Source organism: Nonomuraea sp. MTCD27, from assembly GCF_041950495.1.
GTDB lineage: Bacteria > Actinomycetota > Actinomycetes > Streptosporangiales > Streptosporangiaceae > Nonomuraea.
In genome coordinates, this window is sequence record NZ_JBGNUW010000020.1 from 119652 (window position 1) to 139966 (window position 20315).

The 20315-nt window shown below is 70.1% G+C and carries 14 protein-coding genes; 6 read left to right on the forward strand and 8 right to left on the reverse strand.

Going from position 1 to position 20315, the window contains the following annotated elements; translation table 11 throughout:
* Positions 1-20 precede the first annotated feature (20 nt).
* Both purE and ACBJ59_RS45540 read left to right on the forward strand, forming a co-directional pair.
* Positions 21-515 (forward strand): 5-(carboxyamino)imidazole ribonucleotide mutase, encoded by a 495-nt coding sequence (purE, locus tag ACBJ59_RS45535; protein WP_375116318.1) that lies wholly within the window; start codon positions 21-23, stop codon positions 513-515.
* A gap of 42 nt (positions 516-557) precedes the next feature.
* Entirely contained in the window at positions 558-1442 is an 885-nt protein-coding gene (locus tag ACBJ59_RS45540; protein ID WP_375116319.1) for a GNAT family N-acetyltransferase, read from the forward strand.
* On the opposite strand, the gene ACBJ59_RS45545 is transcribed toward ACBJ59_RS45540, so the two are convergent.
* Positions 1439-1981: a hypothetical protein gene (locus ACBJ59_RS45545; protein WP_375116320.1), complete on the reverse strand. Its 543-nt coding sequence runs from the start codon at positions 1979-1981 to the stop codon at positions 1439-1441. The genes ACBJ59_RS45540 and ACBJ59_RS45545 overlap by 4 nt on opposite strands.
* Before the next feature lie 68 nt (positions 1982-2049).
* A complete protein-coding gene (locus ACBJ59_RS45550; protein ID WP_364127809.1) occupies positions 2050-3363 on the reverse strand; it encodes a UDP-glucose/GDP-mannose dehydrogenase family protein in 1314 nt (437 codons plus the stop codon).
* A gap of 125 nt (positions 3364-3488) precedes the next feature.
* Between ACBJ59_RS45550 and ACBJ59_RS45555 the strand changes: the two genes are divergently transcribed.
* The gene (locus tag ACBJ59_RS45555) at positions 3489-4652 is read left to right on the forward strand and encodes an acyl-CoA dehydrogenase family protein (protein WP_375116321.1); all 1164 of its coding nucleotides are present in this window, start codon (positions 3489-3491) and stop codon (positions 4650-4652) included.
* 99 nt (positions 4653-4751) lie between these two features.
* Here ACBJ59_RS45555 and ACBJ59_RS45560 read toward each other — a convergent pair whose 3' ends face one another.
* Both ACBJ59_RS45560 and ACBJ59_RS45565 read right to left on the reverse strand, forming a co-directional pair.
* Positions 4752-6398 carry an FG-GAP-like repeat-containing protein gene (locus tag ACBJ59_RS45560; RefSeq protein ID WP_375116322.1) on the reverse strand — a complete coding sequence of 549 codons (1647 nt, stop codon included), beginning with the start codon at positions 6396-6398 and terminating at the stop codon, positions 4752-4754.
* Positions 6399-6602: 204 nt separating this feature from the next.
* Positions 6603-8702: a P-loop NTPase fold protein gene (locus tag ACBJ59_RS45565; RefSeq protein WP_375116323.1), complete on the reverse strand. Its 2100-nt coding sequence runs from the start codon at positions 8700-8702 to the stop codon at positions 6603-6605.
* Between the two features lie 305 nt (positions 8703-9007).
* Here ACBJ59_RS45565 and ACBJ59_RS45570 point away from each other — a divergent pair, with 305 nt between their 5' ends.
* Positions 9008-10957, forward strand: coding sequence for a tetratricopeptide repeat protein (locus ACBJ59_RS45570; RefSeq protein ID WP_375116324.1), 1950 nt, complete (start codon positions 9008-9010; stop codon positions 10955-10957).
* 52 nt (positions 10958-11009) lie between these two features.
* Here ACBJ59_RS45570 and ACBJ59_RS45575 read toward each other — a convergent pair whose 3' ends face one another.
* Positions 11010-11198: an FXSXX-COOH protein gene (locus ACBJ59_RS45575; RefSeq protein WP_375116325.1), complete on the reverse strand. Its 189-nt coding sequence runs from the start codon at positions 11196-11198 to the stop codon at positions 11010-11012.
* A 280-nt stretch (positions 11199-11478) separates the two neighbouring features.
* On the opposite strand from ACBJ59_RS45575, the gene fxsT reads away from it, so the two are divergent.
* Positions 11479-14025 carry an FxSxx-COOH system tetratricopeptide repeat protein gene (fxsT, locus tag ACBJ59_RS45580; RefSeq protein WP_375116326.1) on the forward strand — a complete coding sequence of 849 codons (2547 nt, stop codon included), beginning with the start codon at positions 11479-11481 and terminating at the stop codon, positions 14023-14025.
* A gap of 19 nt (positions 14026-14044) precedes the next feature.
* On the opposite strand, the gene ACBJ59_RS45585 is transcribed toward fxsT, so the two are convergent.
* The 3 genes from ACBJ59_RS45585 to ACBJ59_RS45595 all read right to left on the reverse strand — a co-directional run bounded on the left by ACBJ59_RS45585 (position 14045) and on the right by ACBJ59_RS45595 (position 19042).
* Positions 14045-16654 carry an FxsB family cyclophane-forming radical SAM/SPASM peptide maturase gene (locus ACBJ59_RS45585; RefSeq protein WP_375116327.1) on the reverse strand — a complete coding sequence of 870 codons (2610 nt, stop codon included), beginning with the start codon at positions 16652-16654 and terminating at the stop codon, positions 14045-14047.
* 298 nt (positions 16655-16952) lie between these two features.
* On the reverse strand, positions 16953-17765 hold the full coding sequence (locus ACBJ59_RS45590) for an alpha/beta fold hydrolase (protein WP_375116328.1): 813 nt from the start codon (positions 17763-17765) through the stop codon (positions 16953-16955).
* Positions 17762-19042 (reverse strand): MFS transporter, encoded by a 1281-nt coding sequence (locus tag ACBJ59_RS45595; RefSeq protein ID WP_375116329.1) that lies wholly within the window; start codon positions 19040-19042, stop codon positions 17762-17764. The genes ACBJ59_RS45590 and ACBJ59_RS45595 overlap by 4 nt, the downstream gene beginning before the upstream one ends.
* Positions 19043-19134: 92 nt before the next feature.
* Here ACBJ59_RS45595 and ACBJ59_RS45600 point away from each other — a divergent pair, with 92 nt between their 5' ends.
* Positions 19135-20100 (forward strand): LysR family transcriptional regulator, encoded by a 966-nt coding sequence (locus tag ACBJ59_RS45600; protein ID WP_375116330.1) that lies wholly within the window; start codon positions 19135-19137, stop codon positions 20098-20100.
* Positions 20101-20315: the final 215 nt, after the last annotated feature.

Below are 20315 nucleotides of genomic sequence, written 5' to 3' on the forward strand. Positions count from 1 at the left end.
GTGCTGACGAAGGAGGCGCAGTGAAGATCGGCATTGTCATGGGGAGCGACTCCGACTGGCCGGTCATGAAGGCCGCCGCGGAGGCGGTCGCCGAGTTCGGGGTGCCGTTCGAGGCCGACGTCGTGTCGGCGCACCGCATGCCGGTCGAGATGATCGACTACGGCCGCCAGGCGGCCTCCCGCGGCCTCCGGGTGATCATCGCCGGCGCCGGCGGGGCCGCCCACCTGCCCGGCATGCTGGCCTCCGTCACGCCGCTGCCGGTGATCGGGGTGCCGGTGCCGCTGAAATATCTCGACGGGATGGACTCCCTGCTGTCGATCGTCCAGATGCCGGCCGGGGTGCCGGTCGCCACGGTGGCGGTGGGCGGGGCCCGCAACGCGGGGCTGCTGGCCGTACGCATCCTGGCCGCCTCCGACGAGGGGCTGCGGAAGCGGATGGAGGAGTTCCAGGAGCGGTTGAAGGAGCAGGCGTACGCCAAGGGCGAGAAGCTGCGCGCGGAGGCGGCCGAGCTCTGATAGCCCTTTTATCCTGGGCTTTCCGGCGGCTAGGGTGCCGGGATGGACGATCTGATCAAAGGTCACGCGGCTCGTGTGCGCGCCGCGGACCCGCTCCTCGCCGGCGAGGACGAGCTGCCCTTACGCCAGCGCGACGAGCTGCTCGAAACATCCGACGCCGTCGGCGTGGTGTCGGTGGACCGGATCGATCCAGGTGAGCTCCGGGCCTCCTGGTCCCCCCTGGTCGTACACCGCCTCCAGGCCAGGGTCGCCGGCCCCGACCCGGAGGCCGCGTTCGGCGCGCTGCTCGACCGGTGGCTGGCCGCGCCCCGCCGGGCCGAGCCCGGGCAGGCGCTGACCGTGTCGTGGCCGAGCCGCGACACCGTCCCCGCCAGGGCCCTGGCCGTACGCGGGTTCGCCCCCATCGCCGCGGCCGCCGTCTGCCGCATCCGCCCGCGCGCCGCGCATGCCGTGGCCGCCGTCCGCCGGGCCGGCCTCGGCGACCTGGAGGCGGTGGCGCGGATGTACGAGCGGCTGGTGGCCTACGACGCGCAGTTCGGCTGGGTGACCGTGCGCGCGTCCACCAGGGAGCGCATCAGGGAGTCGGTGGTGACCGAGGTGCTGCCGCTGGAGTGGTGCTGGCTGGCGGAGATGGGCGGTGAGCCGGTGGGCTGCGTCATCGTCCAGCCGCCCGGACGGTCGGGATGGATCGCGCGGTCGGTGAACGACTCGCCGGTGGCGTACCTGGGGGTCATGTACGTCGAGCCGTCGGCGCGGGGGCGGGGCGTGGGCGCGGCGCTCACCGAGGCGGCCCACGACCACGCGGCGGCCGGCGGGGTCTCGTCCATGGTGCTGCACCACGCGCTGCCGAACCCGGTGTCCACCCCGTTCTGGGCCCGCCGCGGCTATCGTCCGCTGGTCACCCAGTGGGTCCGGCACCTGGTCTAAGGGTGCGTGTCCGGCGGGAGGCCGCCCTCGGCCAGCTCGGGAACCGCCGAGGCCAGCCGCCACCGCCCGTCGGCCGTCTTCTCGAACGTGAAACGGTGCCTGAGCTGGTATTGCTCGGCCTGGGGTGCGTCCGGGAGGGTGCCTGCGGGGAAGAGCTTGGTGCGTTCGGTGAGGTAGAGGGCCGGGGCTCCGCCCTCGCCCTCGTGGCTGTGGTCGTGGTCGAAGCGCGCGTCCTGGACGGTCACCTCGGCCCGGTCGTGGCCGCCGTTCACGGAGCGGAGCAGCTCCCGGCGGCGGTCGATCGCCAGGGCATCGGCGGCCAGGCGCCGCCGGAGGGCATCGGTGACCGGGGCGCGGGTGAGCTCCCCCTCCGGCGCGTCGGTCGTCAGCCGCGCCGCCCGGTCGTCGAGGTAGGTCCGCGCGATCGCCAGCAGCTCGCCCTCGGCCTGGGCGGCCACGGCGGGCCGGGCCTCCGGCCGCAGCGACAACAGGCACACCAGGATGGCGGCACCGGACAAGAGCCTGGCCGTCCTGTCCATACGGCTCCTCACGGATGACCCGGGGGCCAAGGGGGGCTTGGGGGCGATGGGGACCCGGCGCTGGTGGGCTAGGGGCGGCCCAGGGCGCGGTAGTGCCAGCCGGCCGACCGCCACATCTCGGAGTTGAGGGCGTTGCGGCCGTCCACGATGCGCCGGGTGGCGACCACCGCACCCAGCTCCACCGGGTCGAGCTGCAGGAACTCCTGCCACTCGGTGAGAAGCAACACCACATGCGCCCCGCGAACCGCCTCGACGGCCGACTCACCGTAGTTGAGCTCGGGATGTGCCTTACGGGCGTTGTCGAGCGCGATCGGGTCGTACACGGTGACCTGTCCGCCCTGGTGCCCGATCGTCACGGCGACGTCGAGCGCGGGGGAGTCGCGGATGTCGTCGGAGTTCGGCTTGAACGCGGCTCCCAGCACGCCCACGGTGCACCCGTGGAAGGAGCCGCCGGCCAGCTCCCTGGCCAGGTCCACCATGCGGGCGCGGCGCCGCATGTTGATGGCGTCCACCTCGCGCAGGAACGTCAGCGCCTGGTCCGCCCCCAGCTCGCCGGCCCGCGCCATGAAGGCCCTGATGTCCTTGGGCAGGCAGCCGCCGCCGAACCCGAGCCCGGCGTTGAGGTAGCGGCCGCCGATGCGGTCGTCGTACGACAGCGCCTCGGACAGCAGCTCGACGTCGGCGTGCGCGGCCTCGCAGACCTCGGCCATGGCGTTGATGAAGGAGATCTTGGTGGCCAGGAAGGCGTTGGCGGCCGTCTTGACCAGCTCAGCGGTGGCGAAATCGGTCACCACGACGGGAATCTCGCCCAGCGGCTCGTACACCTCGCGCAGCATCTTCTCCGCACGTTCGCTGCGCACGCCCAGGACGATGCGATCGGGGTTCAGGGTGTCCTGGACGGCGAACCCCTCGCGCAGGAACTCGGGGTTCCACGCCAGCTCGGTCTGCCCGCCGGCGGGAGCGAGCCGGGCCAGCTTCTCGGCCAGCCGCCCCGCGGTGCCCACGGGCACGGTGGACTTGCCGACGACCAGGCACTCGCGATCGAGGAGCGGGGCGAGGGATTCGAGGGCGTTGTCCATGTAAGTAACGTCCGCGGCGTACTCGCCGCGTTTCTGCGGAGTGCCCACGCAGATGAAGTGCACGTCGCCGAAGGCGGCGATCTCCTCGTACGAGGTGGTGAAGCGGAGCCGGCCGGAGTCGAGACCGCGGCGGAGGACCGGTTCGAGGCCGGGTTCGTGGATCGGGAGCTCGCCCGCGTTCAGTCGACGGATCTTGTCAGCGTCGATGTCGAGGCCCAGGACGTCGAATCCGAGATCGGCCATGCAGGCTGCATGCGTGATCCCCAGGTATCCGGTCCCGATCACCGTGAGGCGATATGGCACGAGTGAGCTCCTTTCGATCGCGCAGGCATGCTACCGGCCCTCGCTACCTCCTACGTGCCACCTGCACCTCTTCGCAAACCGTACCGGCTGGTAACAAGATGGTCGGACGTCCTAGTATTCGATGCATGAGCTTCCCGCTATACGCACCCGCCGAAGAGCACGACATGCTCAGGGAGACGGTAAGGGCCCTGGCCGACGAGAAGATCGCGCCGCACGCCGCCGAGATCGACGAGACCGAGGAGTTCTCCTGGGACGTCTACAAGGCGCTCGTGGCATCGGACCTGCACGCCGTGCACGTCCCTGAGCAGTACGGGGGCGCGGGGGCCGACGCTCTGGCCACCGTGATCGTCATCGAGGAGGTGGCCCGCGCCTGCGCGTCGTCCTCCCTGATCCCCGCCGTCAACAAGCTCGGCACGGTGCCGCTGCTGCTCTCGGCGTCGGAGGAGCTCAAGACCCGCTACCTGGCGCCGGTGGCCCGGGGGGAGGGGATGTTCTCGTACGCGCTGTCGGAGCCGGAGGCGGGCTCGGACGCGGCGGCCATGAAGACGCGGGCGGTGGCGGACGGGGACTCGTACGTGCTGAACGGCACCAAGATGTGGATCACCAACGCCGGAGTCTCCGAGTACTACACGCTGATGGCGGTCACCGACCCCTCGGCCGGCCCGCGCGGCATCTCCGCCTTCGTCGTGGAGAAGTCGGACGAGGGCGTCTCTTTCGGCCCCAAGGAGAAGAAGCTCGGCATCAAGGGCTCGCCCACCCGCCAGGTCATCCTGGACAACGTCCGCATCCCGGCGGACCGCATGATCGGCGCGCCCGGCACCGGCTTCAAGACGGCCCTGGCCACCCTGGACCACACCCGCATCACCATCGCCGCCCAGGCCCTCGGCATCGCCCAGGGAGCGCTGGACTTCGCGATCGGCTACGTCAAGGAACGCAAGCAGTTCGGCCGGCCGGTGGCCGACTTCCAGGGCGTGCAGTTCATGCTCGCCGACATGGCCATGAAGCTCGAGGCGGCGCGTCAGCTCACGTACCACGCGGCGGCGAAGTCGGAGCGGGCGATGCACGGCGACCCCCAGAAGGACCTCACGTTCCTGTCGAGCGCGGCGAAGTGCGCGGCCTCGGACGCGGCCATGGAGATCACGACGGACGCGGTGCAGCTGCTGGGCGGGTACGGCTACACGAAGGACTTCCCGGTGGAGCGCATGATGCGCGACGCCAAGATCACCCAGATCTACGAGGGCACCAACCAGATCCAGAGAATGGTCATGGCCCGCCAACTCCTCAGGTAGCTCTGGCATGCGGAAACCCCGCCTGCCGATCGGCAGAGGCGGGGTTCGCTGTCTCGTGATCGGGACGGGAGGGCCCGGCGGCGCGGAGCCGGGAACGGGTCAGAAGTACGGTGCCCAGCCGGGACCGACGGTCTTCGCGCTTGCGAACTGGTTGCCACCCCGGCCGTTCCAGAGGTACAGCGTGTCGTTGTGGACGGCCGCGATGTCGGTGTGGCCGTCCCGGTCGACGTCGCCGAGGGACATCAGCGTGTTCGCGTACGGTGTCCAGCCTGGCCCGGTCCTCGTCCTGGTGGTGAACTCGTTGCCGCCTTCGCCGTTCCAGATGTAGAGGTCGCCGGTGGCCTTCTCCACCGCGGCCAGATCGCCGATGGCGTCACCGTTGAAGTCGCCGCCGATCGGCCGGGTGTAGTTGTTCCAGCCGGCGCCGATGGTGGTCCTGCCGGAGAACTTGTTGCCGCCCTGGCCGTTCCAGGCGTAGAGGGTGCCGTTGAGGGTGGCCGCGATGTCGTTGTGGCCGTCCTGGTTGATGTCGCCCACGGACGTCAGAGTGTCCGCGTACGGTGTCCAGCCGGGACCGAGCTTCTCCGGGGTGCTGAACTCGTTGCCGCCCTGGCCGTTCCAGACGTGCAGCAGGCCGGTGCTCTTTTCGGCGGCGACCAGGTCGGTGCGCCCGTCGTCGTCGAAGTCGCCCGCGATCGGCCGGGTGAAGGCGTCCCAGCCGTCTCCGACGCGGGTTCTGCCCCAGAAGTCGTTGGCACCCCTGCCGGTCCAGAGGTTCAGCGATCCGGTCTTGGCCGAGAAGAGGTCGCCCACGCCGTCAGCGTTGAAGTCCGGCGTGTTCGCCGCGGTCATGGCGGCATAGTGCGTCGCGAGCTCCTTGTTCGTGAGCGCGTGGTTGTAGATCGCGAACTTCCCGATGGCACCCTTGAACCAGGACGCCTTGCTGCGGGTCCCGACCCGGACGGGGGCCGGTCCGGGCTTGGGCCGCACGATGACCTCGTCCGGCTGGCCGGGGCGGAAGACCAGGTTCGACGAGCTCACGAGCACGCCGTTGCGGTAGCTCCGCACCTTGCCGTACTCGCCTTCCGAGGTGTCGAAGGTGAACGCGATGTGGATCCACTCGTTGACCCGCACGGTCTGCTGGATGCCCGCCCCGGCGCCGAAGCCGCCGTCGAGGTTCCAGGCGTATCCGGAGATCCGGTTGGGGCGGTCCTCGTCGTTCACCTTCGAGTACATCCGGCCCGCCCACTCCTGGTCGCCGCCGCTGCCCGACTTCGTGCCCTTCCCCAGGAAGTAGACGTAGCCGCTCTGCTCCTCGTCGGGGAACTGCAGGGTGTGCGGCCTGATCCAGGCCTCCACGGTGAACTTGCCGGTCGTGGAGATGTGGAACCTGTCGGCGTTGGGCACCTCGAAGTATCCGGATGATCCGTTGAAGACCGAGGCGCCGTCCCGGTTGGGAAGCTGGACCGAGCTGGTGACATTGTGGAAGGTGCCCTTGTACCCATTGCCGGTCCGGTCGGTCTCCGTACCGTAGGACGGGTGTGACAGCCGCCAGTAGGAGGCCGGCCGGTGCGACAGCACCAGCTTGTCGTACGCGCTCAGCCCTCCCGGCTGGGCCGCCGCGGATCCCTGGGCGTTCGCGGTCGCCGCCATGGGCGCGTGGACGTTCGCGATCGCCGCCACCAGCACGGCGCTCATTCCCACCACGAGGGCGCGCCGGTGTGCCTTGCTGAGCCGTCTCCGCATGACTTGGGTGCCTCGCCCTTCCTGGGTCCTGTGCTCCAACGCACAAAAGCTAGGAGACGGCGGTATAGCGGTGGTATGTCCGGTCCGTGCACGGTGATCGGGACCCCGCCGCAGGCACACGGCTCGCGCTCGGTACGGCTTCCGTTCCCACGCTCGGTCGGATCCGACCCACGCCGTAGGCGTGCCTCCTGATCAGCGCACCGTTCAAGGGCCGGTTCGCGCCTCCACCGCCGCGCAGGCGTCGACGGCGCGTTTCAGCCTCCGCTCGATCTCTCGCGGGTGCCGTCCGAGGCAGGAGCGGGCCTCCGCCAGCGCGGTGACCGCCTTGCTCATCGCCTCGGTCCGCCATGGCGCCGGCTGGGGCGTGCCCGAGAACAGGCGCTCGCAGAGTGCGGCGAGCCGGGCGTACGGGGCCAGGGTGGCCGCCAGCTGGGCCTCCGCGGCCACCGTCCCCGTGACCGGGGGGAACTCGGTCGCCTCGACCAGGTCGTACAGGTTCGCGGGCTCGTCCTCGAGCGACTCCTGGAACGCCAGGACCCGGTCCAGCATCGCCTGCGCGAGGTCGTCGCTCTCGCCGCGCAGCTTCTCGACGGCCGCGTCCACGACCTCGCGCAGGTCGTTCCGCAGCACGCGCCGGGACAGCAGGGCGATGGTGGCCTCCTCGCCGTCCTTGAGCTCGTGCTTGAGGTCCACGCACGACCGTGCGGTACGGATGAGGTCGCGCGCGTGGCCGCCGGACCACGCGTAGCAGAACAGCACGAACACCTTGGAGAAGTCGCGCGCCCGCCGCGAGATGAGCGTCTGTGACTCCTCCAACGACAGCGGACCGACCGGGATGATGGTGTCGAACGCCGAGTCGAACACGTCCCGCACCGGCACTCCCCGCGCGGCGAAGCTGTGCATGGCGTCGGTGGACACGGAGAGGACGAAGTGTGCCTTGGCGACGTGGAACAGGTCCTTGAGGCCGTTGATCGCGTCGACGGCCTCGGCCGGGTCCGCCAGCTTGTCCAGCTCGTCCACGCAGATGACGACGGGTTTGTTGCTGAGCGCGAGCAGCTGGTCGATGAACTGCCGGAGCGCCTGGACCGACTCGGCGTGGGTGACCTCGCGCTCGGTACGGGACAGCTTGCTGCCGCCTTCGAAGCCGGATCCGCCGACCTTCGCCGCGGTGGTCGCGCTCCGCTCGACCGTCGTGGACCAGCGCAGGAACTCCAGCTGTTGCAGGCAGAGCTCACGTGTCGTCTGCGGCGAGACCATCAGTCTCGTCTGGCCCTGGAAGAGGGCCCACCACCGGCTGACCACGAACCCGATGACCAGGCCGCCCAGCACGACGGCCGTGATGCCCGTCCACCCGAGGTTGACCGGATTCGGCACGGGACGGTTCTTGTCGTAGATCCACAAGGTGATCAGGAGGGACACCGCCACCGCCGCCAGGAGCGTCCGCAGCACCACTCGCAGGGCCGGCGCCGCCATGCGGTCGCGGATGAGGTTCGCCTCGCCGGGATTGAGGCAGACCTGTGCCAGCTCGCCGTGGATGAGGCGGGTGAACTCCACGGCGGAGTACTGCACCGGCGCGCTGACCAGGGCGACATGGCAGTCGAAGGACTCGTCCTGCCGCAGTCGCCGCATCAGGGTGGTCTTGCCCGAGCCGCGGGCGCCGGCCAGCCCGGTCGCCGAGGACTCGTGCTCGCCGATGAAGGCTCGGAGCCGCTCGTACGTGCGGGACGGAATGGTGTCCTGAAGGTTGAGCTCCACCAGCGCGGGAGCCTGGGAGGTGCGCAGCGTGCCGGACCAGCGCACCTCCTCGCCCTGCAACTCGCTGATGGCGAGGCGGATCAGAGCGCGCAGCGGCGGCAACAGGGCTTTCCGGAGCTCTCGGGAAGCGAGCACACTCTGCTGCCGGATCGTTTTCCACAGCTTCACCACGGCGAGCATCCCCAGCGCCACCAGGCCGATCGAGAACGCGGCGTTGGCCGCCCTTGAACGGAAGGGGATCCCGGTGCTCAAGAGCGTGGCCCCGAGGACGAGGAGGGACGCCACGAGAAGTGCCAGGGTGGCGATGGCCCAGGGCCGGCGCCATGCACGGCGAGCCTTGCCGACCGCCGCGATGTCCTCACCCAGCAGATTGGAGAGCTCATCGGCCCGCTGCCGGATGTCGTCGACTATTTCCGCGTGAAGCTCGGCTTCGCACTTCAGTTCGGGCTCGTTCTCCAGCAGCTCGCGTGCGATCTGCGCCAACTCCGCAGGGCGCAGGCGATCGGCCATGCCGCGCATCACCACCCCCGCCGGCGCGATCTGTGACACCGATTTAGGTCACCAAAAATGCAGCTGTGGGTCAGGAGGAAAAAGCAGTTTCTTGTGTCCAGGAATTTTATCCGGGAGGGGCTTTTGACGCTAGACATAGCATGATAGAAGACTTTCTTGGATGATTGCGGCATTACTTACGCCGGATATCAAGCCAGGTCGCCATCATTTGGGAGCCCCGGCATGGACGGTCATGCGTATGCGGCAGGCAGAATGTGTGCGCGACCAGGCATCCGTTCTTGTCCGCGGCAATGGGTACGGGAGATCATGATGCGACAGGTTGCGGTGTCGGCAGGAGCCTCTTCGTGACCGCGTACGATGCCGACCCGTGGGTCGGCCTCCGGCCGTTCGGCAGGGATGACGAGGCCAGGTTCTTCGGCCGCAACATCGAGACCCGCGAGGTGGCCGAGCTCTGGCAGCGAAACCGGCTGACCCTGCTGATCGGGGACTCGGGTGTCGGAAAGACGTCCCTGCTCCACGCCGGGGTGGCTCCGTACCTGGCCAACAGCGGAGCGCACGTGGTGCCCGTCGGTGACCCGAGCTACCGCAGGACCCTGCCGGCTCCGGTGATCACGGCCCGAGGTCGCACCCTCTTCGCGCTCCTGTCGTCGTGGCAGCCCACGGAGGACCCCGCCCGCTGCGTCGGCCTGACGATCTCGGCGTTCCTCCGGCGGCAGGCACCACCTGGCACGTCGATTCTGGTGGCGATCGACGGCGCCGAGAGGGTGATCCGCAGTTCTGTCGCGGCGAAGCCGGAACACCGTCTCTTCCGCGAGGAACTGGAAGCCGCCCTGCGGGCCTTTCCGGACGTCCACCTGCTGCTGTCGATCCGGCCGGACTGCGTCGAGGAGGCGCGCAGCCTCTGCGGGGCGCTGGGCGAGACTCCGGCGGAGTACGAGCTGCCGCCGCTGGACCGGCAGTCCGCGATCGAAGCGTTGACGGGGCCGCTGCGGGGCACCCAGCTGCAGTTCGACCACGGCATGCCGGCGCGACTCGTGGACACGCTGACGGTCGAGCACGGCACGTCGGGTGCCGCGCTCGTGGAGCCGGTCCTGCTGCAGATGCTGTGCGCCGAACTCTTGGAAGGCGTGCGCGGCGGCGGGACGTTGTCCGTCGTCGTCGAGAAGGTGCTCAACGACGTGGACGGAACGCTGGCCGACTTCTGCTCCCGCACGCTGTTCAGGCTGACCAGCGACCACGGCCTGCCCACCTGCGAGATCGGCGGCTGGATGCGCCGGACGTTCACCAGGTCATCTGAGGGGACGTCGCCTCACGAGGCGGCACCCGCGCCCCAGGGCGACCGTCCGAAAGAGATCACGGACACCGTTGTCCGCGCCGTGGAGGACCGGCATCTGCTCAAGTTCTGCCGGCTGGCCGGCGGGGACGGCTTCCAGCTCCAGCATCCGCGACTGGCGAGCGCGCTCCAGCGGCTCCGAGAGGCACCGGCGACGTGGCCGGAGCCCACCGCGGGCGACCTCCTGCGTGAGGCGGAGCAGGCGATGTCCGTGGGCAATCCGAAGCTCGCCGAGAAGTACGCGCGAGCGGTGCTGGCCAAGACCGAAAGGGAGCACGGCCAGATCCATATCTCCGCCTGGATCATCCTGGGCGACATCGCCTTCGCGCGGGCGGACCACGACGCCGCACGGCACGCCTACGACCAGGCGCTGGCGATCGAGGCGATGACGGACTCCAGGTCCCCCGCCGTCGCGTACCTGTTCGCCGCGATAGCGCGCGTCCACCTCCTCCAGGGGGATACGGAGAACGCGCTCGGCAGCGCGCGGGCCGCTCGGCTCATCACGGCGGGTGAGACGATCACCTTGCTGGAGCTCGGGCAGGCTCTCTGGCACACGAGCCGGTACCAGACGGCGGTCAAGGAGTTGAACGCCGTGCTGGAGCGGGATCCAGAGCATGCCGAGGCCCGCCGCATTCGCGGAGAGATCTACGCGGACTGGGACAAGTGGCAGGAAGCCCTGGACGACCTGGGCAGTGTCGCCATCGCGGCCCCGCTGTCGGCCCGCGCGGCGTACATCCTGGCGGCGAGCCGCAATGCCCCCGTCTCGCGGAGGGAGGTGGAGGAGCTTCGCGAGGAGGGGCGGACACATGGCCTGGTCCTGCTGTACCTCGCCCGGTCGATGCGCAGGCATGGATATCGGGACCTTGCCGCGGAACTCGCCACCGAGGCCCTCCGGGCGACGAATCCACGCCTGTCACGCCATCATCGAACGCAGGCCGAGAAAATCGTGCGAAGGCAGTAACGTACGGGAAACGCTAAAGGGGCTGACTTCTGCCCGATTGTGGCGTTGTGTCTTAATCGCGGTCGAAATGGCCAACGGAGTTACTGAACCCGGCGATGGCTTCGGTGTCGCGCCGATCGGGCGCCATCAGGCTCCTCATCGCGTAGGCGAAGGCCGAGCCGTCGAGTTCGTCGAGGTCGCGGAGGGACAGATCGGAACAGTTAGGCAGCTGACCTGCCAGTTCGTTCTCCTGTTGCTCCATGACCAACTCCCAGCCTGATGCATCACGGTCCAGTGTCCGGGACAGCATACAAGCTGGGTGACACCTCTGGTACGGGGACGGCGCCGCGAAGATACTTGGAAAGGTTATCGACACGATACATGATTGGCCGATCAATCCGTTTACTCTGAGGTGCCTTGCTCGAGTTCTTTATTCTTGCGTTGGCGCTTGGGTGTGACATGGCCGGTTTCCGGCGTGCCATTGACCGTATCGAAGCGTTGTTCAACGTTGAGACTGGAGTCTACGATTCGGAGGTGGCCCTGTGACCGGTACACAGCCGAGCGAAGTAAGACGGTCAGCGGCGCCCGAGGTTTGGGGCAAGATTCCGCCCAGGAACAAGAACTTCACCGGTAGAGAAGTGCTCCTCGAGAAACTGCGCTCGGGGATGACCGCCGGGACCAGCGGTCAGGTCACGGTGGTCCTCCCGCGGGTTCTTCCGCATGCCCTGCACGGTCTGGGCGGTGTCGGGAAGACGCAGATGGCGGTCGAGTACGCCTACAGATACGGCAACGAGTACGACCTCGTCTGGTGGATCTCCGCCGACCAGCGGGTGCTCATCCGCTCGTCGCTGGCGTCGCTGGCTCCTTATCTGGACCTCCCGTCGGCGGCGGCGATCGGCGTCGAGGACGCGGCCAACGCCGCGCTGGACGCGCTGCGGCGCGGCAAGCCGTACAACCGCTGGCTGCTCATCTTCGACAACGCGGACGAGCCGGAGGAGATCCGGGACGTGATCCCCGACGGGCCGGGCCATGTCCTGATCACTTCACGCAACCACCGGTGGGAGGACGTCGTCGAGGCCGTCCCGGTCGACGTCTTCACCCGGGCGGAGAGCATCGCGTTCCTCAGCAAGCGGGTCCGCAGGGCGATCGCTCCCGAGGACGCCGACCGGCTCGCCGACCAGCTGGGAGACCTTCCCCTGGCGCTGGAGCAGGCCGGTGCGCTCCAGGCCGAGACGGGCATGCCCGTCGACGAGTACATCGAGCTGCTGAACGAGCACGCCAGCCAGCTCCTCGACGAGGGCAAGCCGACCGAATACCCGATCTCGATGACGGCGGCCTGGAACCTCTCGGTCAGCCGGCTGAGCGAGCGGCGCCCGGAGGCCATCGACCTGCTGCGCTGCTGTGCCTTCTTCGGCCCGGAGCCGATCCCGCGCGATGTGTTCAGCCAGCGCGTCACCGGCCTGAGCCCTCAGCTGAACGAGCTGCTCGCCAATCCGATCAAGCTGAGCCGGTCGGTGGGCGAGCTGGGCCGCTTCGCCCTGGCGCGCATCGACCCGAGCAGCCGGACCATCCAGGTGCACCGGCTGATCCAGGCGCTCGTACGCGACGAGCTCGACCCCGAGGAGAAGGCCGGGCATCTCGCGGACGTCCACCGTCTGCTGACCGGCCTGCAACTGGGCAATCCCGAAGAGTCAGTTAACTGGGGCCGTTACGGCGGCATCCTGGGGCATGTCGTGCCCGCCCGGGTCCAGGAAAGCCGAGACCTGAAAGTGCGCGACTTCGCGCTGAACCTGGCGCGTTATCTGTACATGTCCGGCGACGGGTTCGCGCAGGAGTTCGTCAACCTCTTCATCGACCAGTGGGAGAAGGACTCCGGCCCCGACGATCCCCACGTGCTCAAGGCCTATCGCGAGCAGGGCAACATCCTGCGCCAGCTGGGCAAGTACAACGAGGTCTACGAGCTCAACCAGCGGACCCTCGGCAAGATGCGCCGGGTGGGCACGCCCGACGACGAGCTGCTGCTCCTGGTCAGCGGCATCGGCGCCGACCTGCGGGCGCGAGGCGACTTCGCCGCGGCCCTGAGCCATGACGAGGACTCGGTACGCCGGCACGAGGCGGCCTTCGGCCCCGAGGATCAGCGAACCCTGCGCGCGAAGAACAACCTGGCCCTGGACTACAGTCTCACCAGTCGTTTCCATCGGGCTCGGGAACTGCACGAGATCGCCTACATCGGGCTGCAGGACGCGCAGGCGGGCGCGGCGACCGTGCTGGTTCACTGGAACGCGCTCGCACGTGCGGTCCGCCTGTCCGGTGACTACGCTGAGGCCAGCGACCTGGGCGAGGAGGCTCTCGCCTACGGTCTGGAGTATCTGGGCGGCGATCACCCCACCTACCTCTGGACCGCCAAGGACCTCTCCATCGCCTGGCGGAGGCTCGGCGAGCTCGACAGGGCACTGGAGATGTGCACCGACGTGCACGGCCGCTATGTCCGAAGGTACGGCCTCGACCACCCCGACACGCTGGCCGCGGCCATGTCCCTGGCCAACGTGCAGCGCAACAACGGTCAGGAGCAGGAAGGACTGGAACTGGCGGCCGACACCGTGAAGCGCTATCCGCACGTCTACGGCGCCGACCATCCGTACTGTCTGGCCTGCACGGGCAACCTGGCGCTGCTGCACCGCACCTGCCAGGACCCGGAGAAGGCCCGCGCGCTGAACGAGGAGACGCTGGAGAAGCTCGAGCGGCGTCTCGGGCGCAACCACCACTACTACCTGACCGTGGCGACCAACCTGGCGAGCGACCTGGCGGCGCTGGGGTTGTACGACCTGGCCGTGGAGCGCGGCCGCGACACCTATGGCCGGCTGACGGAGCTCGTCAGCCAGAACCATCCGATGAGCCTCGCCTGCGCCGCCAACCTTTCGGCCGACCTCAAGCGCCTCGGCACGCCCGAGGCCGTCGAGGAGGCGGCCACTCTCCGCGAGGCCACCCGCGACCGGTACGCGCAGAGGCTCAACCTGGAGCATCCCGACGCCATCGCCTTCATGGAGGAACGGCACCTGGACCTCGACTTCGACCCGCCGCCGATCTGACGACCGAGGTCTCCGGGCCTCAGGCGAGTGAGGGCAACTGGCCGGCCGGTGGTTCGCCGTTGCGTTGGCGCCAGCCGGCCAGGTGCCGGCCGATCGAGACGCGGGCGCGGCGGGTGGCCTCGGCCGGTACGTCCTCGGCACACATCTCGGCCATCGTGCCGGCCATCTCGGCGGTGAACAGATCGCCTTCGGCGGTGAGCCGGCCACTTGTCCGCAGCGCCCGGATCGCCGCCTCGGTGCCGTCGCGCCACTGGGCGAACTCCGTGTGCGCGCGGAGCAGCAGGTCCGCCGGATGCGGCTCCTGGCGTTCCACCCTCCAGAACGCCGCGATGCCCATGTGCGCGTACGCGCCCTGGAGCAGGCCGCCCAGCGGGCGCGGGTCGTCACGCCACGGCGCGTAGTAGCGGCTGCCGTCGTCCGGCTGCGTCAGGGGGATGAGATCCAGCAGGCCGCTCAGCTTCGCGTGCTGGGACTCGTGCGCCAGGGTCACCGCGAACGAGTGCGGATCGGGCGGCGTGGAGAGCCCGATGTTGCCGAAGGCCAGTTTGGAGGTGGCGCTGGAGGTGCCGTTCTCCGGCCCGATCAGCGGCGTCAGCACCGTGACCACGGCAGTGGTCTCCTCGGCGACCTGGCGGTGCCGGTCGATGAGGATCTCCCAGGCCGGCTGGAGCGTCGACTCCCACCCGTGCAGCTCCGCCTCGCCCAGCCGGCCCTCGGTCCGCCGCGCGCCCGGCATCCGGTTCGGGTCGAGGTCGTCGACGACGAACTCGACCGCCACGCCGCGATGCGAGGCCCGGATGCGCCGCAGGCCTTCCCATGAGGGATCCGCCCCGACGCGTACGGTGACCCCGCCGGCGCTGATCTCCGCCTCGCCGTCCCCGGTACGCACGACGGCGAACCGGCCTGCGCCGGGGACGATCGCCCGGCCCAGCGACGGGAGCACGACCGCGCCGTCCATCACGGGCACCTCGATCGTCTCGCTGCGCCCGGACCGGATCGCCGCGACCGCCGCCAGCGACGCCATGGCGCTCGGAGTCTCCCAAGGAGCCGGCGGTGTCCCGCCGCTGAGCGCGTGGAGCGTGCGCAGCCCCCAGGAGCCGACGGTCGGATAGCGGAGCACCGCCCTGGTCACCTCGGGTGCGGCCTCCTGGATGTCGGCGAGCAGCTCGTAGGCGTGCCGGACCCGCGGGGCATCTTCCTCGGCGAGGTCGCGGACGCCGCGCAGGAGCAGCAGGCGTTTGCTGTCCTGCGCCGTCCACAGGCGCTCGACGGCGTCGCGGCCGCCGCCGCCCGCGGCGAGTTCGAGGAACACCTCTTTCGGCAGGGAATGCGGTGTCAACGGCATGGGCGTGAGGTTGCCTCTCTGCGGATCGGTGGTCTGTGCGGAAGCGCGACGACGCCGGCTGCGGTCGCGCACGGCGGCGATGTCGTCGTTAACCGCGTGCTGGACATGTTTGATGAGCCGGAAGAGGTCGCGGCAGTAAACGCTGGGATTGGCGAATCCGGTGCCCGGGCGATAGCGATGGGGATAGAGCCCCGCGCCGCAGACACGCCGTATTTCGCACGCCTGGCATTCCGGTGACAGCGCGCGCTCGCCGATCTGCCGGGCGGCGATCGAGGGCAGCATGAGGGCCTCGTCGAAAGCGTGGGCGCCGACGTGCAGCGGCGTACGGGTGGCTCCGTCGTAGGCCGATTTGAGGCTGTCCACCTGTTCGATGCCGCCGTCGGTCTCGACGACGACGACGGCGACCGCGGATAGCCCGACGGCCTCGCTGCGCGAGGGGCGTCCGAGCACGAGACGAATGATCTCGTCGAACAGGCGGAGCCGGGTCTCGCGCTCCGGCGCGTGGTACCAGCGGTCGAAGACGGCGATGAGCCAGTCGCCGTACGGGGCGTCCGTACCGTCCGGCCGGAGGCCCGGCGGAGGGGTCTCCCAGGTGCCGTGCGGCAGCAGGAAGTCCATCGTCGGCGGACCGTACGCCAGGAGCGCCTCGTACGTGCCGACGGGGTCATTCCGCAGGTCGATCGTGCACAGCAGCCCGTTGAACAGGTGCCGGAAGGCGGGGGAGGTGAGGTTGGTCAGCCCGGCGTGGACCCGGTCGTAGCTGCCCTGCCCCGCCGGTCCGCGGCGGTGGCGGTCGTTGGCCTCGCGGTCGCCGTCGAGGCTGACCGCGACGAGGACGCCGAGTTCGTCGAACAGGTCGAGGAAGACGGGGTCGAGGAGCACCCCGTTGGTCTGCACCTGGACGTTCACCGTCACGCCGGGGTCGACCGCGGTGCGTACGGCGTTCACCGCGTAGCGGATGTGGTCGGCGCCGGCGAGCAGGGGCTCGCCGCCGTGGAGGATCACGTCCACTTCGGACAGGCGGTTCAGCCGCGCGTGCTCGGCGATGCGTGCCGCGACGGAGTCGATCGTCGACTGCGACATCCGCCGGGGCTGGCGGCGCCAGCCCTGGTCGGCCATCTCGTACATGTAGCAGTAGGTGCAGGCGAGATTGCATCTGCTGTGAATCTTGAGGACGAACTGCTGGAAGGGTGTGGGCCGCCAGCCGCCCTCCAGCAGGGCGTTGATGTCCAGATCCATGGGCCATTCGAGGCGCGGCGTGGCCTCTCCGAAATCCGCACTCACGCCCACCAACCCCTAAGGAGATTCGAGCACCACGGCACGAAAATCCGTTCATCGGCTACTTCTGAATGAATAGAGGGCATTCATGTTCGACCAATGTCACCCTTGCGACCCGCCGCGATCTTATCGCCGATTCGCCGGTGTACGAAGGCGCATTGACGCAGCCGCGAGGTGGCGATCGTGTTTCGATCGGATAACCCGCGGATGCCGACTATCCTTCGCGACTCCGGATCTGAGTGCGTCGAGGGAGGTCCGCGATGCCGCCGCCCTCCGGGTCCGGGATGCGAGATGCCCGGCCGGGTCAGGTCCGGGTCAGGAGGGCGCGCAGGCCGGGGGCGAACCTGTCAGGGTCGTCGGCGAAGCCGGTGTGGTCGCCGGGGAACGGGACGGGGTCGAGGCCGAGGGCGAGCCCCAGCGCTCGGGAGGTGCGGTCGCACAGCTGCCCGGCCGACTCCTCGCCGATGCCGATCACGAGGCCGGGCGCCGAGCGCAGCCGGTCCAGGTCGGGCCGCCAGCGGGTGGTGCCCTGCAGCTCGTGGGCGAACCAGTGGCGCTCGTCGGCGACGTGCCGCGGGTCGCGTTCACCGCCGAACATCATCTCCAGCGCCCCCTCGGGCAGCGCGATGCCGGCCTGGGCCATGAACTTCGCCCAGGCGCCGATGGCGTCGCCGCCGAGGTAGGTGGCGATGAGGTCGTCGGTCTTGGCGTGCTGCTGGTCGCGGTCCTCCAGGAGATCGAGCAGCGGGGGTTCGTGGGCGATGACGGCGCGCAGTTGCTCGGGATGGCTCTGGGCGTGGGCGAGGGCGGTGACGGCGCCGCCGCTGGAGCCGAACACCGTGGCGGGTCCGGCGTCCACGTGGGTCAGCAGGCGGGACAGGTCGTCGGCGCGCAGCTCCGGCGTGGAGTCCTGGGCGGGATCGTCGAGCGGGCTGCGCCCGACGCCGCGGGGGTCGGTGGTGAGCACCGTGTGGTCGGTGGCGAGCAGGTCGGCCAGCGCGGCGAAGGAATCGGCGTCCATCGGGGCGCCGACGAGCGCGACGAGCGGGCCCTGGCCGCGTACCTCGAAGTGCAGGCGGGCGCCCGGGACGGCGAGCGTGGAGACGGTCTTGTTCATGGGGTCCTCCTGGATGCTGCGATGGGGTGGTCGGCTGCGGCCACGGTCCTGACGACCGTGTGCAGCAACGGTGGTGCGGCGGTGGCCACGAGCAGCGCCAGGGCCGCCGGGATCACCAGGGCGAGGGGCAGCGTCGCCGTCGTCGCGACGTACCCGATGAGGGCGGGGCCGATCAGGCCCCCGCCGTAGCTGATGGTGGTGACCGCGGACAGCCGGCGGGCGGCACCGTCGGCGGTGCCGAGGAGGCTGGCCACGATCGGCCAGACCACGGCCATGCCGGCGCCGGCCAGTGCCCAGCCGGCCATGGCGCAGCCCACTCGCGCGCTCGCGGGCAGGACGCCCGCGAGCAGGACCAGGCCGTAGCCGGCCGTGGCGGTCGCGCCGGCCAGCCGGGTCGTGCGGACGACGCCGAGCCGCGTGCGCAGGGCGTCGCCGACGAAGCGGACAAGCGTCATCGCGACGAAGAAGACGGTGTACACGAGCGACCCGGTGGCGGGGTCCGCGCCCAGGACACGGGTCGCGTGCACGCCGGCCCAGTCGGTGGCGGCGCCCTCGGTGACGAAGGCGGCCGCGCCGATCACGCCCAGCAGGGCCAAGAGTCCCGGTCGGAGCGGAGCCGCCCGCCGCGCGGCCCGGTCGGAGCGGGCGCGTGCGTCCGGAGCCCCCCGGTCGGAGCGGGCGGGTGCGTCCCGAGCGCCCCCGGCAGGGCGGGCGGGTGCGTCCGGAGGGCCCTTGACGGTGGCCAGGGCGGTGGCCAGGGCGGTGGCCAGGGCGGTGGCCAGGGTGATCGCGCCCGCGGCCATCAGCGCCCGCACGTCGGCGCCGGCGCGCAGGGCCGTGGTGATGATCGCGCCGCCCGCGACCGCGCCGAGCGTCCACGTGCCGTGCACCGTGGCCATGATCGGGCGGCCGAGCGTACGCTCGACGGCCACCGCCTGCACGCTCAGGGCCACGTTAAGCAGCCCGAACAGCATCCCGAGCACGACAGCCGAGATCATCAGCGTCTCGACGCGGGTCGCCAGGGCCGGGCCGGTCAGCGCGAGCGCCGCCGCCGGGGCGCAGGCCCGCAGCAGGCGCCGTCCGGTCCACCGGTCGGCCAGCCGTCCGGCCACCGGCATGGCCACGAGGGCGCCGGCGGCCAGTGCCATCAGCAGCCCGCCGAGCCGGCCGGGCCCGAGCTCCAGGCGCGCGTCGGTGGCCGGGAGCGTGGCGCCCCACAGCGCGTTCATGACGCCCGTCAGCCCGTAGCACAGCGTGATCGTTCCTCGTCCGGCCATGCCTCGATCGTGGCGGTGGCGACCTTTCCGGATCCAACACCTGTTCGAAGGCGATTCACTCGCCAGATGCGTTAATCGGGTAGGAAGGAGGGATGCCTGACGACGTGGAGATCCGCCTGCTGCGCCACTACGTCGCCGTCGCCGAGGAGTTGCACTTCAGCCGGGCCGCCCAGCGCCTGTTCGTGGCGCAGCAGGCGCTCAGCCGCGACGTCCGGAGGCTGGAGGACCGGGTGGGTCGCCGGTTGCTGGAGCGCACGACCCGCAGGGTCACGCTCACGCCGGAGGGACAGCTGCTGCTGGCGCGGGCGCGGGAGATCCTCGGGCTGTACGACGCGACCATGCTGGAGTTACGCGGTGAGCCCCGGTCGCTGACCGTCGACGTCGTCGGCTCCGGCCTCACCCCTGCGCTGGTGCTGGCCGCGGCCCGCGAGCGCGCACCGGGAGTGGAGTTCTTCGCCCGCTTCCACAGCGGCACCGAGGCGGCGTCGCCCCTGCTCCTGGACGGGCGGCTGGACGTCACCTTCGGCCGCAGCCCGGGCGTCCTCGACGGCGTACGGCAGCGGGCCGTACGCCATGAGCGCATCGCCGTGCTGGTGCCCGAGCGTCACCCGCTCGCCCGGCTGCGGGCCGTGCCCCTGGAGTCGCTGCGCGGCACGAGCCCGTGCATCCGTGCCGGCGACCATGCGACGCCCGGGTGGGAGCACGCGGTGCTGCAGTTGCTGGCCCCTTTCGGTGTCGACCCCGCCATGGCCCACCCGCACGTGCGCGGCGGTGACGAGCTCGCGCAGCACATCCGCGACCGCGACGCGCCCATTCTCGCCATGACCACGCAACCCGCCATCGCCGGCGCGGTCCTGCGGCCGCTCGTGGACCCGGTCGCGGTTTTCCCCTGGATGATGGTCTGGCGCGCCGACGGCGACCACCCGGGCCTGCGCGCCCTGCACGCGGCCGTGGACGAGCTGTCCGCCGCCCACGACTGGCTCGCCGCCCCCCGCGACGCCTGGCTCCCCGAGCCCGAAGCGAGTCTGCCCCACCCGCCGTCCACCGGCATTCACTAAAGCCGTAATTCGCTTAATTGGATATGCCTAAATTGCGCCCTTGTCGGGGTTCAATGGCATATGTACGATCACTTCCGTATCTGGGATTTCAAAATCGGAGGTAAACCGTGGTGTCAAGGAACTGGGCCGCGAAAATACTCATCACCGCGGCAGTCGTCGCCGCGGGTGTCGCGCTCGCGAGCCCGGCTCACGCCGTGGACGAGCCGCCCACCGGA